The sequence below is a fragment of the Enterobacter sp. K510 genome, from assembly GCF_055804875.1.
In genome coordinates this window covers 125,300-139,596 of sequence record NZ_JBNRLQ010000008.1, presented here as the reverse complement: position 1 = coordinate 139,596, position 14,297 = coordinate 125,300, and the positions used below count along the sequence as shown (strand labels likewise).

The 14,297-nt window shown below is 58.2% G+C and carries 14 protein-coding genes; 6 read left to right on the top strand and 8 right to left on the bottom strand.

The features are described from left to right. Positions 1–3: 3 nt before the first annotated feature. Both dapE and ACQUTD_RS15320 read left to right on the top strand, forming a co-directional pair. The gene (gene dapE / locus ACQUTD_RS15325) at positions 4–1,131 is read left to right on the top strand and encodes a succinyl-diaminopimelate desuccinylase (RefSeq protein ID WP_072569291.1); all 1,128 of its coding nucleotides are present in this window, start codon (positions 4–6) and stop codon (positions 1,129–1,131) included. 27 nt (positions 1,132–1,158) lie between these two features. Beyond that, positions 1,159–1,347: a YpfN family protein gene (locus tag ACQUTD_RS15320; RefSeq protein WP_072569292.1), complete on the top strand. Its 189-nt coding sequence runs from the start codon at positions 1,159–1,161 to the stop codon at positions 1,345–1,347. Positions 1,348–1,404: 57 nt separating this feature from the next. Here ACQUTD_RS15320 and ypfH read toward each other — a convergent pair whose 3' ends face one another. From ypfH to dapA, 6 genes are all read right to left on the bottom strand, one after another. Then, positions 1,405–2,103, bottom strand: a complete 699-nt coding sequence (gene ypfH / locus ACQUTD_RS15315) for an esterase (RefSeq protein WP_473277024.1) — start codon at positions 2,101–2,103, stop codon at positions 1,405–1,407. A 77-nt stretch (positions 2,104–2,180) separates the two neighbouring features. Beyond that, the gene (locus tag ACQUTD_RS15310) at positions 2,181–4,169 is read right to left on the bottom strand and encodes a GNAT family N-acetyltransferase (protein ID WP_473277127.1); all 1,989 of its coding nucleotides are present in this window, start codon (positions 4,167–4,169) and stop codon (positions 2,181–2,183) included. A 43-nt stretch (positions 4,170–4,212) separates the two neighbouring features. Next, positions 4,213–5,076 carry a KPN_02809 family neutral zinc metallopeptidase gene (gene ypfJ / locus ACQUTD_RS15305; RefSeq protein WP_072569295.1) on the bottom strand — a complete coding sequence of 288 codons (864 nt, stop codon included), beginning with the start codon at positions 5,074–5,076 and terminating at the stop codon, positions 4,213–4,215. A 129-nt stretch (positions 5,077–5,205) separates the two neighbouring features. Beyond that, a complete protein-coding gene (gene purC, locus ACQUTD_RS15300; RefSeq protein ID WP_072569296.1) occupies positions 5,206–5,919 on the bottom strand; it encodes a phosphoribosylaminoimidazolesuccinocarboxamide synthase in 714 nt (237 codons plus the stop codon). 110 nt (positions 5,920–6,029) lie between these two features. Beyond that, complete coding sequence (bamC, locus tag ACQUTD_RS15295) at positions 6,030–7,064, bottom strand: outer membrane protein assembly factor BamC (protein WP_473277021.1); 1,035 nt, start codon at positions 7,062–7,064, stop codon at positions 6,030–6,032. Between the two features lie 16 nt (positions 7,065–7,080). Beyond that, entirely contained in the window at positions 7,081–7,959 is an 879-nt protein-coding gene (dapA, locus tag ACQUTD_RS15290) for a 4-hydroxy-tetrahydrodipicolinate synthase (protein ID WP_318374843.1), read from the bottom strand. Between the two features lie 145 nt (positions 7,960–8,104). Here dapA and ACQUTD_RS15285 point away from each other — a divergent pair, with 145 nt between their 5' ends. Beyond that, positions 8,105–8,677 (top strand): glycine cleavage system transcriptional repressor, encoded by a 573-nt coding sequence (locus tag ACQUTD_RS15285; RefSeq protein WP_318362751.1) that lies wholly within the window; start codon positions 8,105–8,107, stop codon positions 8,675–8,677. Then, entirely contained in the window at positions 8,677–9,147 is a 471-nt protein-coding gene (bcp, locus tag ACQUTD_RS15280) for a thioredoxin-dependent thiol peroxidase (RefSeq protein WP_072569300.1), read from the top strand. Before ACQUTD_RS15285 ends, bcp begins: the two co-directional genes overlap by 1 nt. Before the next feature lie 82 nt (positions 9,148–9,229). On the opposite strand, the gene ACQUTD_RS15275 is transcribed toward bcp, so the two are convergent. Then, entirely contained in the window at positions 9,230–10,291 is a 1,062-nt protein-coding gene (locus ACQUTD_RS15275) for an AI-2E family transporter (protein WP_321987849.1), read from the bottom strand. Between the two features lie 220 nt (positions 10,292–10,511). Between ACQUTD_RS15275 and bepA the strand changes: the two genes are divergently transcribed. Continuing rightward, a complete protein-coding gene (gene bepA / locus ACQUTD_RS15270) occupies positions 10,512–11,975 on the top strand; it encodes a beta-barrel assembly-enhancing protease (RefSeq protein WP_473277017.1) in 1,464 nt (487 codons plus the stop codon). Here bepA and ACQUTD_RS15265 read toward each other — a convergent pair whose 3' ends face one another. Continuing rightward, on the bottom strand, positions 11,976–12,818 hold the full coding sequence (locus tag ACQUTD_RS15265; RefSeq protein WP_473277015.1) for a transposase family protein: 843 nt from the start codon (positions 12,816–12,818) through the stop codon (positions 11,976–11,978). 157 nt (positions 12,819–12,975) lie between these two features. On the opposite strand from ACQUTD_RS15265, the gene celB reads away from it, so the two are divergent. Then, positions 12,976–14,295, top strand: a complete 1,320-nt coding sequence (gene celB / locus ACQUTD_RS15260) for a PTS cellobiose transporter subunit IIC (protein WP_318362747.1) — start codon at positions 12,976–12,978, stop codon at positions 14,293–14,295. The last annotated feature ends 2 nt before the right edge of the window (positions 14,296–14,297 follow it).

Sequence of the window (14,297 nt, the reverse complement as noted above, 5' to 3'; positions counted from 1 at the left end):
TCTATGTCATGCCCGGTCATTGAGCTGACGCAACAGCTTATTCGCCGCCCTTCCCTGAGCCCCGATGATGCGGGATGCCAGGCGTTAATGATTGAGCGTCTGCGCGCGATCGGTTTTACCATTGAAACCATGGATTTTGGCGACACGCAAAACTTCTGGGCCTGGCGTGGTCAGGGCGAGACGCTGGCTTTCGCCGGTCATACCGATGTGGTCCCTGCCGGGGACGCCGATCGCTGGATCAATCCGCCCTTTGAACCGACGATCCGCGATGGCATGCTGTTCGGACGCGGCGCGGCGGATATGAAAGGTTCGCTGGCTGCCATGGTGGTGGCTGCTGAACGTTTTGTGGCCCAGCATCCGAATCATAAAGGCCGCCTGGCGTTTCTGATCACCTCCGATGAAGAAGCCAGCGCCACCAACGGCACGGTAAAGGTCGTGGAAACCTTAATGGCGCGTAATGAGCGTCTTGATTACTGTCTGGTGGGCGAGCCGTCCAGCACCGAAGTGGTGGGCGATGTGGTCAAGAATGGCCGTCGCGGCTCCCTGACCTGCAACCTGACCATTCATGGCGTGCAGGGGCATGTGGCCTATCCGCATCTGGCGGATAACCCGGTGCACCGCGCCGCGCCGATGATCGACGAACTGGTCAACATTGAGTGGGATCAGGGCAACGAATTCTTCCCGGCCACCAGCATGCAGATCGCCAATATTCAGGCCGGTACCGGCAGCAATAACGTTATTCCCGGCGATCTCTTTGTGCAATTCAACTTCCGCTTCAGCACCGAACTCACGGACGAGATGATCAAATCCCGCGTGATGGCGCTGCTGGAGAAACACCAGTTGCGTTATACCATCGACTGGTGGCTCTCCGGTCAGCCGTTCCTGACCGATAGCGGTAAGCTGGTGGATGCGGTAGTGAAGGCGATTGCGCACTATAATGAGATCAAACCGCAGCTGTTAACCACGGGTGGCACGTCTGACGGACGCTTTATTGCCCGTATGGGCGCGCAGGTGGTGGAGCTGGGACCGGTGAACGCGACAATTCATAAAATCAATGAATGTGTTAACGCCGCCGATCTGCAACTGCTCGCCCGCATGTACCAGCGTATTATGGTGCAGCTCGTCGCCTGATAAGCATTACTGAATGAGGATAAGCGCATGGACTGGCTGGCAAAGTACTGGTGGATTTTAGTGTTGGTGTTCCTGGTCGGCGTACTGCTGAATGTGATCAAAGATCTCAAGCGCGTTGACCATAAGAAGTTTCTCGCCAATAAACCCGATCTCCCCCCGCATCGTGATTTTAACGATAAGTGGGACGACGAAGACGACTGGCCGAAAAAGAAATAAGCCGGTTGTTGAAGGTAACGCCCGGCAGCGCGAGCTTGCCGGGCCTGAAGAGAGTGCTTACATAAACTCAACGATATCGTCGTCGTTCGGTTTACCGCCACTCAGCGCTTCATCAAAATAGTGCTTCGGCACGGTAAAACGCAGGTGATCCAGCGCCAGTTGCAGGCTGCGATCGTCAATGGCGTGTCCCAGCCCGTCCACAATATCCAGCGTCACATCCCCTCCTGCTTCTAACAGCGCTTCCTGCGCCGCAACCGCATGAGACAGATTAATTACCGGATCGTCCCCGCCGTGGATCAGATGCAGCGTAAGATCGCGATTCACGCGGGTCGGCAGGCTGGCGTAGCGTCCGTTGAAAGCAATGACCCTTGAGGCCAGGTGTGGCTGCGCTTTAACGCTCTCCAGCGACATGATCGCGCCCTGCGAAAAGCCGACCAGCGCGGTCGCCTGCGGACCAAGGCCGCTCTGTTGCTGCCAGTAACGCACGGTATCGACAAACACCGGCATGATGGCGTCGACACGCGCCTGACGGTTCTCTTCCGTCACGTCCTGCACGGAAAACCACTGGCGCGCCGGTGCCGGACCGCAGGCTTCAGCGCCGCCGATGCTGACGATCAGCGCCTCCGGGAAGACGGGTGCGAACAGGCTGGCGACCTGTGCCATGGAAACCGGATTATCACCGACGCCATGAAAAAACAGCAGCAGTTGCCTGGCCGGGGTCTGCGGGGCTTGTACAACAAAATGGTCGTGTTTCATGACGGTCTCCTTAAGGCAATACCCTAAGTGTACGCCCTGCGGCCATAATGACCATGCCGGATGACTGAATGAGTCAGTTAAAAAAATTGCAGAGACGTAATGTGATCTTTCAGGGCGTTGCTGCGCGACGCGTCCAGGCTTGCCAGCGCCGCGGCGGTTTGCTGCCGTTGCGCTGCAAGCAGCGCTTTGCGTCCGTGAAGATGCAACCGCACGCAGATTTGCGGCTCATCCAGCCCCGCCGCTAACTGCGCGCGCAGGGCCTCCAGCGGCAGGTCGCAGGCGATAAGCAGCCGCTGCAACGCGCCGGTCGATGCCGACAGCGGGCGATGGGCAAAGGCGAAACCCGCCAGTTCCTGCCAGTCGGCATCGGCGAGCCCCTGGTCAGCGGCTGGCGGCAGATCCAGCGCCTCATCGCGCCAGGAGGCAAGCCAGGGGAGATCCTGTGCCAGCCGCCGCTGTTCAGCCGCCACCAGCGCTCTGCCGCTCTCGGTGAGGGGCAAGAGCGCCATCGCCGTGTAACAGCCGCTGCTGGCTTCGCGGTAGCTGCCCGCGCGCACCAGCTTAAATCCGGCGCGCTGCCAGAAGCGCCACAGCTCGCGGGTATAGCCAAAGCTGACCGACAGATAATCGCAGCCATCACTCTGGTCAAGCGCACGGGCGATCAGCGCCTGGCCGATGCCTTCCCGCTGGCGATAAGGATGTACGGCGATGCGGCTGATGCGCTGGCCTTTAAAGGTGGCTGCCAGTGGATCGCCGCCGTGCGCCGCCAGCGACTGCGCCACCAGATTGCCGCGCGGACGGCGAAATCCGGCCCACACCGCCTGGCTTAACGCCGGGGAGAGACCGCCCTCCTCCACCAGCCACAGCGCCGCCACCGGCAAGGAAGCCGTGCGCGCCTGCCAGAAGCGCTGGCCGGGCGCATCCATCATACGGCGTAAATCCAGCGGCGAAGTGCGGTAATGGGCGCTGGCCAGCAGGCGATAAAGCGCGGCTGGCTGCGCGGGATCCTGCTGCCAGCTTGTCTGTCCCAGCGGTGCGATCTGATAATCGCCCTCCGGCACACGGGTTAAGGTGTCATCCTCAAACAGCAATACCCGGCTGATAAAGGCCTCCAGCGGGCAGCCTGCGGCCCAGCGCAGCGGCGTGCTGAGGGTTTCATGATGCAAACCTGGAAAGCCCGCGCAGAACTTGAGCAAAAAGCCCTGCCCGGTGCCTTCATAGCCCTGTACCGTGGTGGTGAGCAGCACGTGAGGAAATCCGGCGACCATCTGATGCAGCAGCGGGCCGGGAATGGCGGCGGCTTCATCGACGATCAGCCAGCGGGCGTGCGGCGCATCGCCTTCCGCCAGCCGTTGCGCCAGCGCGTCCGGGGCGATGAAGGTGAAACCATCCCCGGCATAGTGCGCCATGACGTCCGTGGCCGCCCGCGTTGGCGCAGTCACGATGGCGTCACCGGCGAGCCGGGCGAGATGCATACCCGCCAGCGCTGATTTACCGCGTCCGCGCGGGGCGGTGACGACGGTAACGGCGGGTGGTTGCGCGGCGAGGCGTTCAAGGATCGCCGCCTGTTCCCGCTCAGGCGCGCCCGTCGCGGGATGCCATGGCGGGCGACGGGAAAAATCGGGCGATGGCAAAGCATGATGCTGCTGCCAGATCAGCACCTCGCTGTCTTCTTCCAGGGTGCGGCAGAAGTGGCGGATAAAATTTGGCGTCGGGATGGGGTCGCGGGTATCGCTCCAGCGGGTGGCGTCGGCATCGGGCGTAGCGGCCCAGTCTGCCAGCGGCGGTGTCAGTAATACCAGCCAGCTACCGGCGGTCAGCGTGCCGCTGAGCGCGGCAAAGGCCGCCACGTCAAAAGCGTCGCGGGCATCAAAAATGGCATGGGTGAATTCCCGGCCCAGCAGCCGCTGAAAAGCGCGCGGACTGCTGGCCTGCGGTGCGTCCGCGCTGTCGCTGATCCACAGTACCTCAGCGCCCTGTTCGCGGGCAAAGCGCTGCGCCTGTTCAACACACCATGCGCTTTCCCCGGCGATCACCAGCAGGCGGCGAATACCTTCGCGCGCCATGTTTTGTGTCAGTGCGGTTAAGTTCACACGTCAACGCCGGGCATTACAGGCGGTTGCCGAAGGTGTTGCACTGTTTCATGTCGCCGCTGTCGAAGCCGCGCTTAAACCAGGTATAACGCTGCTCAGACGTGCCGTGGGTGAAGCTGTCCGGCACCACGTGCCCCTGACTTTGCTGTTGCAGACGGTCGTCGCCAATAGCTTCGGCGGCGTTCAGCGCTTCCTGCAAATCGCCCGCTTCCAGCACGCCCTGCTGCTGCATACTGTGTCCCCAGACCCCGGCATAACAGTCGGCCTGTAACTCCATCAGCACCGACAGCTGGCGCGCCTGCGATGGGGTGGAGTTTTGCTGGAGCTGGCGCACTTTCGGCTCGGTGCCAAGCAGTTTCTGCACGTGGTGACCCACTTCATGAGCGATCACATAACCCTGCGCGAAGTCACCCGCCGCGCCGAGTTTGTTTTTCATTTCATCGTAAAATGAGAGATCGATATAGACCTTGCTGTCCGCCGGACAGTAGAACGGCCCCATCACGGACTGACCGGTGCCGCAACCGGTGGTGGTCTGGTTGCGATACATGACCAGTACCGGTTGCTGATAGGTTTCGCCCATTTTCTGGAAGATTTGTCCCCAGGTTTCTTCGGTAGTGGCGAAGATCACTGAGGTGAATTTTGCGGCTTCGTTTTCCTGCGGCCCGGTGGCCCGCGGCGCGCTTTGCTGCGTGGCTGGCTGTCCGGTCAGCAAACCGGTGAGATCCACGCCGTAGTAGCCTGCGACGACCACCACCAGTAGCAGGATGATCCCGCCCTTGCCTGCCGGTAAGCGTATGCCCCGCCCGCCCATCATCGGGCCGCCGGATTCGTTACGCCTGTCTTCGACATTATTACTTTCCCGTCGCCCTTGCCAACGCATAACCACCTCTGATTTATTCTGGAATTATTCTTAGATCGTAGGCGTTTACAGGCAGGATTTCCATAAGAAAGACGGCACAGAACGCCAGAGGCAGGCAAGTGCCTCTGGCATAACGATGTTGCGGGGAGATCAGTCGAGTTTTACGCCGAGACGGTGAGCCACCGCTTCATAGGCTTCGATCAGCCCGCCCAGGCTCTGGCGGAAACGGTCTTTGTCCATTTTATCCAGGGTTTCTTTGTCCCACAGGCGGCTGCCGTCCGGGGAGAATTCATCCCCCAGCACCACTTCGCCTTTGTACAGGCCGAACTCCAGTTTGAAATCGACGAGGATCAGACCCGCATCGTCAAACAGCTTAAACAGCACGTCGTTGGCTTTGTAGGTCAGCTCTTTCATACGCGCGAGGTTTTCTTTATTCACCCAGCCGAAGGTTTCGCAGTAGGATTCGTTGACCATAGGATCGTGCATGGCATCGTTCTTCAGGAACATATCAAACAGCGGCGGGTTCAGTTCGATACCCTCTTCAATGCCCAGACGCTTAACCAGCGACCCTGCGGCGCGGTTACGTACCACGCACTCTACCGGCACCATGTCGAGCTTTTTAACCAGGCATTCGGTATCGGAGAGCAGCGCTTCCATCTGAGTGGGGATGCCCGCCTCTTCCAGTTTGCTCATAATGAAATGGTTGAATTTGTTATTCACCATGCCTTTACGGTCGAACTGTTCAATGCGCGCGCCGTCCCCTGCTGACGTATCATTGCGGAATTCGAGCACCAACAGGTCCGGGTTATCCGTGCTGTAAACGGTTTTCGCTTTGCCACGATACAACTCAGCTTTCTTTTGCATCTTTGTTACTCCAGGTATGATGATTTAAAGACTAAATTCGGCTTTCCGGCCCGACGCAAACGTGTGCGTCAATGGCGATAAAAAAGGCCGGACAGCTCCGGCCTTCTTTTTTACTTGCTGAATGCGGCCTGGAATACGGCTACCAGGGCGTCATTCTGGGACTGCGTCAGCGTATGACCTTTCGGATCGATGAACTGCAGGCTGCTGCGGTTATCGAGGTCGCCTACCTGCAACTTATAGTCGCCGGAAGAGAGACCCGGATCGCGCGCGCCGAGTTCCTGCCAGTCGCTGTCGGACAGCGGCTTGTAGGTCACCGCCACGCTGCCCGTTGAACGGGTGCTGTCGGTCACTTTCATGCCCACTTTTTCCAGCACGCCCGGCAGACGTTGCCATACGGTGTTGAACGGACCGCGCACCACCAGCATCGGCAGACCGGTGTCATCGGCGGCGCTCTGCACGTCCAGCGTGGCGTCCGTACGGCTCTGCGAGGCGTTAGACGCTGCGGTGGCGTTTTTATCAAGACCTGCGGAGATGACGTTCAGCATTTCGGTGCTGTAGCGTTGCAGCGACGCGATGTCGGCAACCGGTTTACCCGCCTGCTCCAGATTCACCAGCTTCACCATCACCGCCTGCTGATAGCTCTGCTGTTTAACCGAGATTTGATAACGGCCGCGGTATTGCTGGTCTTCATCCAGACGGTTCCAGTCTACCCAACCGGTGGTCAGCGACTGGCTGGCGTCGTCACGTTTCTCAATGGCGTAGTTATTCGCCTGAAGTATGCTAACTACCTGTGACCAGACGTTATTGTTACGGCCGTTTTCCACCAGCAGCGTGGCGGTGTCGCCGGTAAACTGGGTACGGGTACCCGTCGCCAGCGCCAGCGGCTGTGCAGGCGGACGAATGTCCAGCGCCTTGCCGACAGCGCCGCTGCCGTTGGTCACCGGGACGTGGTAGTCGCCATTTTCTACCGGCAGGATCATGCCGGCAGGCGCGTGAAGTTCAGCAAGCGGCGCGGCATCCAGATAGGATTCATCACCACTCACCTGGCGCTTGTATCGCGAGTCCGAATTACAGGCGGCGAGTAACATCACCAGCGAAACACCCGCAACCTTCGCCAGGCGCGACTTCTGTACTGAATAAGCCATCAAATCTCCCTAAACTTTACAGCAAACCGGCATGCTTGAGCGCCGCGGCAACGACTTCACGACCGTGGTCGGTGATCGGCGTCATCGGCAGGCGCAGCGTATCGGTCGCTACAAGCCCCAGTTCCTTACATGCCCATTTGACCGGGACAGGATTGGGTTCGACAAATAGTTTGTTATGTAATGGCATCAGACGCTGGTTGATTACGCGCGCTTCGCGGTAATGCCCCTCAGCTGCCAGCCTGCACATTTCAGCCATATCACGTGCTGCCACGTTTGTTGTCACGGAAATCACGCCGTGACCACCGAGCTGCATAAAGTCCAGCGCGGTCGCATCATCGCCGCTCAGCAGAATAAAGTCATCTGAAACCAGCTCTTTGATCTGGTGAACGCGACTTAAGTTCCCGGTCGCCTCTTTAATTGCGACAATATTTTTAACTTTCGAGAGGCGTCCTACGGTTTCAGGCAGCATATCGCAACCGGTACGCGAAGGCACATTATACAGGATTTGCGGCAGGTCAGTATGTTCAGCGATGGCTTTGAAGTGCTGGAACAGCCCTTCCTGCGTAGGACGGTTGTAGTACGGGGTCACCGTCAGGCAGCCGACAATGCCGCTGTCGTTAAAACGCTGCGTCAGGCTGATGGCCTCGGCGGTGGCGTTTGCACCGGTACCGGCGATCACCGGGATGCGCCCGTCAGCCAGGTCCAGCGTCATCATCACCACGTCGCCATGTTCATCGTGGCTCAGCGTGGCGGACTCACCGGTGGTTCCTACCGAGACGATCGCTGAGGTTCCGTTAGCGACGTGATAATCAATCAGTTTCTTCAGGCTTGACCGGCAGATATTACCTTTTTCATCCATCGGCGTGATAAGCGCGACAATACTTCCCGTGAACATGGGCCATCCTCTGTGCAAACAAGAGCCTCAATGGTACGTTTGGAACTGTAATAAAAGCAAGCGACGAGAGGCCTTCAGGCGGTTGTATGGAGGTTTTTTTTATGCTTTCCTTAGGATTACCTCACCGCTTACAGGAAGAACAGGTTTGACACCGTCATCACAACATTATCTGGTAATCACAGCGCTTGGTGTCGACAGGCCTGGTATTGTGAACACGATCACCCGTCACGTGAGCAGCTGCGGCTGTAATATTGAAGACAGCCGGCTGGCCATGCTGGGTGAGGAATTTACCTTTATTATGCTGCTTTCCGGCTCGTGGAATGCGATTACCCTGATTGAATCCACCCTCCCCTTAAAGGGTGCCGAGCTGGATTTGCTGATCGTGATGAAGCGCACCACCGCGCGCCCCGGTACGGCGATGCCCGCCACCGTCTGGGTTCAGGTCGATGTGCCTGATTCGCCGCATCTTATCGAACGGTTCACCGCCCTGTTCGACGCGCACAATATGAATATCGCGGAGCTGGTTTCCCGCACGCAGCCCGCCCAGGGCGATGCTGCCGCGCAGCTGTTTATCCAGATCACCGCCCACAGTCCCGCTTCGCAGAATGCCTCAATTATCGAGCAAGCGTTCAAAGCACTATGTACAGAACTGAACGCACAAGGCAGTATTAATGTCGTCAACTATTCTCAAACTGATGAACATGATGGAGTGAAGTAATGAATCCACTGAAAGCCGGTGATCCTGCACCGACATTTAGCTTGTCGGATCAAGATGGCGAACAAGTTAATTTGGCCGACTTCCAGGGACAGCGCGTTCTGGTCTACTTCTATCCGAAGGCGATGACCCCCGGCTGTACCGTTCAGGCTTGCGGCTTACGCGATAACATGGACGATCTGAAAAAAGCGGGCGTGGAAGTGCTGGGGATCAGCACCGACAAACCGGAAAAACTGTCCCGCTTCGCCGAAAAAGAGTTGCTGAACTTTACGCTGCTCTCAGACGAAGATCATAAAGTCTGCGAGGCCTTTGGCGTCTGGGGTGAGAAGTCATTCATGGGGAAAACTTACGACGGTATTCACCGTATCAGTTTTCTGATCGATGCCAACGGCGTCGTTGAACATGTATTTGACGATTTTAAGACCAGCAATCACCACGATATCGTGCTGAACTGGATTAAAACCCATAGCTGATTATTTGCCCGGCGGCGCTTGCCGGGCCTGCAGGTCGCAACGACTACAGGCCGGGTGAGGCGTCTGCCGTCACCCGGCAATATTACTCTTCGACGGCGGGCACATCCGGCCACGCATGCACCACCGCTTTGATTAACGTCGCCAGCGGAATGGCGAAGAACACGCCCCAGAATCCCCACAGCCCGCCAAAAATCACCACCGACAGGATGATCACCAGCGGATGTAAGTTCACCGCTTCCGAGAACAGCACCGGCACCAGCAGATTGCCGTCCAGCCCCTGAATGATGAGATAGACTGCGAAGCAGCTCCAGAACTCGGTGCCAAGCCCGAACTGGAACAGCGCCACGCCGATCACCGGAATGGTCACTACAAACGCGCCGATATAAGGGATCAGCACCGAGAATCCCACCAGCACCGCCAGCAGCAGCGAATAATTCAGGCCGAACAGGATAAAGCCCAGCCAGGTGGCGACGCCGACAACGACCATCTCCAGCACTTTGCCGCGAATATAGTTAGTGATTTGCTGGTTCATCTCGATCCAGACCTGCCCCGCCAGCCCGCGGTTGCGCGGCAGTACGCGGCGCACGGCATTGAGCATCTGCTCTTTATCTTTCACAAGGAAGAAGACCATCAGCGGCACCAGCACCAGATACACCGCCAGCGTCAGCAGCCCCACCAGCGAGGCCAGCGAATATTTCACCACCGAGTCGCCCAGCGTCAGCATGCGGGTGCGCATGTTTTCCGCCATCGCGTCGATGATGCCCGCATCCATCAGCGCCGGATAACGACGGGGCAGCGTGGCGGCGTAGTCGGATAATTTATTGAGCATACCCGGCATATCGCGGATGAGGTTGATCCCCTGCTGCCAGGCTATCGGCATCACCACCAGCGCCATCAGCAGCAGAATACCGACAAACAGCACTAATACGATGCTTGCGGCCCAGCGTCGTGAGCAGCCAATGTGCTCAAGGCGGGCGGTCGGCCATTCCAGCAGGTAGGCCAGCACTATCGCCACCAGCAGGGGCGCTAATAAGCCGCTAAAAAAGAAGAGGATGGTAAAGCCCGCGACCAAAATGACCAGCAGCGCAATCGCCTCCGGATCGCTGAAGCGACGGCGATACCACTGCATTAACATTTCGAGCATATAATTCTTTCCCTGGAGAGTCTTCGTCAAAACGACGTGGAGCGATTGTAGCGAAATGACACTAAAAAGACTTCGCTTTTTGTCGCCGGAACAGGAAACTATGCCCCGGCTTGCTAAGATAATCCTGATGCCCGCTGTGCTGTTTTGCACCTTTTGCGATCATGGAACGATAACGGGTATTGCAGGTCAAACGGTCAAACCCAGATAAAGGATTGAGGTTATGTTCAGGCAGTTTAAAAAGACCCTTGCCGCCACGTTGATTGCGGCGCTGACGCTAAGCCCCGCCGCTCCGGCGCTGGCCGATTCCGCGGACAGCTTACCGGATATGGGCACCTCCGCAGGAAGCACATTATCTATTGGTCAGGAAATGCAGATGGGCGACTATTATGTCCGCCAGCTGCGCGGCAGCGCGCCGCTCATCAGCGATCCTTTGCTGGTGCAGTACATTAATTCCCTGGGGTTGCGTCTGGTTTCCCACGCTAATTCGGTGAAAACGCCCTTTCATTTTTACCTGATCAATAACGACGAAATTAACGCCTTCGCCTTCTTTGGCGGCAACGTGGTGCTGCATTCGGCGCTGTTCCGCTACGCCGATAACGAAAGCCAGCTGGCCTCGGTGATGGCGCACGAAATTTCTCACGTTACCCAGCGCCACCTGGCGCGGGCAATGGAAGATCAGAAAAACAGCGCGCCCCTGACATGGGCCGGCGCATTAGGCTCAGTTCTGCTGGCGATGGCCAGCCCGCAGGCGGGAATGGCGGCGCTGACCGGTACGCTCGCCGGTACCCGCCAGGGCATGATCAGCTTTACCCAGCAAAACGAGCAGGAAGCGGATCGCATCGGTATTCAGGTATTGCAACGCGCAGGTTTCGATCCGCAGGCGATGCCGGGGTTCCTGGAAAAACTGCTCGATCAGGCTCGCTACTCCTCCCGCCCGCCGGAGATCCTGCTGACGCACCCCTTACCGGAAAGCCGTCTCTCGGACGCCCGCAACCGCGCCAACCAGATGCCAGCGGTGGTGGCGCAATCGTCGGAAGATTTTTACCTGGCGAAAGTCCGCGCCCTGGGAATGTATAATTCCGGCCGCAATCAGCTGACCGGCGAGCAGCTGGATAGCTGGTCGAAAGGCAACGTGCGTGAACAGCGTGCGGCCCAATATGGCCGGGCACTCCAGGCAATGGAGGCCGGCAAATTCGCCGAGGCCAGCCAGGCGCTGCAATCCTTATTGCGCGAAGATCCGGGTAACGTCTGGTATCTGGATCTCGCCACCGACATTGACCTCGGACAGAAGAAAAACAGCGACGCCATTAATCGCCTGAAAAACGCCCGCGAGATCAAAACCAGTCCGGTGTTGCAACTGAACCTCGCGAACGCCTATATGCAGTCGGGCCAGCCTGCCGAAGCCGCAGCCATTCTCAATCGTTATACCTTTACCAATAAGGACGACATTAACGGCTGGGATCTGCTGGCGCAGGCGGAAGCGGCGCAGGGACACCGCGATCAGGAACTGGCGGCGCGGGCGGAAACCCAGGCGTTACAGGGAAAACTCGATCAGGCCATTTCCCTGCTGGGCAGCGCCAGCGCGCAGGTTAAGCTCGGCAGTCTGCAACAGGCGCGCTATGACGCCCGTATCGATCAGCTGCGCCAGATGCAGGAACGCTTTAAGCCCTACACCAAAATGTGATCACCCTTCCCGCCGCAGCGCCTGTAAAAAAGCCTGCGGCGTCGCGCCCCCCAGCTTTTTCTGCGCCTTGTTGTTATAGCTTTCACACAGCCGCGCCAGCAGCCCGGCGGCTGGCTCTGCTTTCAGTTGTGGAATGATCTCAACCAATGGCGTCGTCACCGCCAGGGTGACGGGCCTGACATCCTGTATTTCTGCCGTTATACCCTTTTCCGCCAGAAGCGCCGGTAGCCCGGCAAGGGCGGCAGGTGAGATAAAAGTCTCAACAGATTGTATAGCAGCCGGACAGGCTGCCAGTCCCTCCTCCAGCCAGTTAACCACCCGTTGCGACGAGATGCCCGCATACAGCCGGGCGAAGCACCAGCCGCTCACCGGCTCCCGCGCCCACAGCAGATGATGCTCGCCGTTATCGTCCATGGATAACGCCAGAGGCAGATGGTGCAGCGTCAGCCGGTGCGGCAGCAGCCCGGCTTTCAGCGCTTTTTTACCGCTCAGCGGCGCGCCCTGTCGTGCGGTTTTTGCAGGTTTCAGATAGCGGTTCAGGGTGGCGCGGGAGACGGCAATGCCCAGCCCGTCGTTCACCAGCTGCAACAGCTCATCCAGCGGCGCGAGGGTGAGATCCCGCAGCGCATTGACCAGCGCGATCTGCTCTTGTCTCATCGCTTTGTGTATCACCTTCGGCGTGGTATGCCGGTCGGCGACCTGCTCGCGGTTGCGCCAGCGCCTGACGGTGGTCACCGAAATTCCCAGCTCGCTCGCCAGCTCGCGGTCGCTTTTATCGGACTGTTGCAGATAGCGCCGGACGCGCGGCGTGGTGGTGGCATTAGCGTGCAGTTTGATTTCCATCCCCGGCTCCCGGATCAAATTCTTATGACCAATCTTATGAGATTTATATCAGAAACGCCGGACATTGTGACCCGTTTCACCTTTCCGTCGCCGCGCTTCACTGATAATCCCCGGACCTTACCTGAATCACGTCGTCCGATCTTCTACGGAGTTCACAATGAACAATGTTCTGGGATTTCTTGAAGCAAAACTGATGCCGCTGGCGGCTAAAACGGCGCAGCAGCGGCATCTGGGCGCTATCCGCGGCGCCTATGTTTCCTTTATGCCGTTTATTATCGTCGGCTCCATCCTGCTGGTGATCTCATCCTTTCCCAACCAGACCTATCAGCAGTTTATGTCTCATGCCTTTGGCGAAAGCTGGAGCGCCATCATCGAAATCCCGTTTAACGCGGTGTTCTCCACCATGTCGCTGTTTATCAGCTTTCTGGTGGCTTACCGGCTGGCAGAGCATTACGGCGAAGATCGTCTCTCCAGCGGGATCCTTGCGCTGGTCAGTTTTCTGATCCTCACACCCTTTATTAAAGTGGCGGAAAACGGCGGCATCACGGTGATCCCGGTGGAGTGGCTGGGCAGCAAAGGGCTGTTCGTGGCGATGATCGGATCGCTGCTGTGGACGGAGCTGTTCTGCTGGCTGAAGCGCAAAAATCTGGTGATCAAAATGCCGGAAGGCGTGCCGCCTGCGGTGCAGGAATCTTTCGCCGCGCTGATCCCGGCGTTGATCGTGATGATCCTCGTGCTCGGCATCCGTATTCTGTTTGAAAACAGCCACTACCACACCATCCACCAGTTTATTTACGAGGTGGTCGCCACGCCGGTGCGCCATTACGGCACCTCTTATTTTGGCGCGCTGATGACGGTCTTCAGCATTACTATTTTATGGTCAGTGGGCATTAACTCCGGCTCTATGGTCAACGGCATCATTCGCCCGCTGTGGATGGAAAACCAGACCGACAACATTGCCGCGATCCAGGCGGGCGCCACGCCGCCGCACATTATCACCGAACAGTTTTTTGACATGATCTGGATGGGCGGCGCGGGGGCCACGCTGTCACTGGTCATCGCCATGCTGATTTTCGCCCGCAGCAAAAACATGCGCGAGGTGGCGCGGCTGGGGGCCGGGGCCTCGGTGTTTAATATCAACGAGCCGATCCTGTTTGGTCTGCCGGTGATCATGAACCCGATCATGCTCATCCCCTTCAACCTGGTGCCGCTGGTGCTGGTTACCGTGCAGTACGCGGCGATGAAAATCGGCGCGGTGGCGGTCACCACCGGGGTGTTTATTCCCTGGACACTACCGCCGGTGATCAGCGGTTTTATCGTCACCGGTCATCTCAGCGGCAGCGTGATGCAGCTGCTTAACCTGCTGATTGGCGCGATGCTGTACCTGCCTTTTATGCGCATCCTTGATAAACAGTACCGCGCGGCGGAACTGACCGCGCCTGTGCAAACCGATTCAACACTGGCAAAACAGGAGTAAAG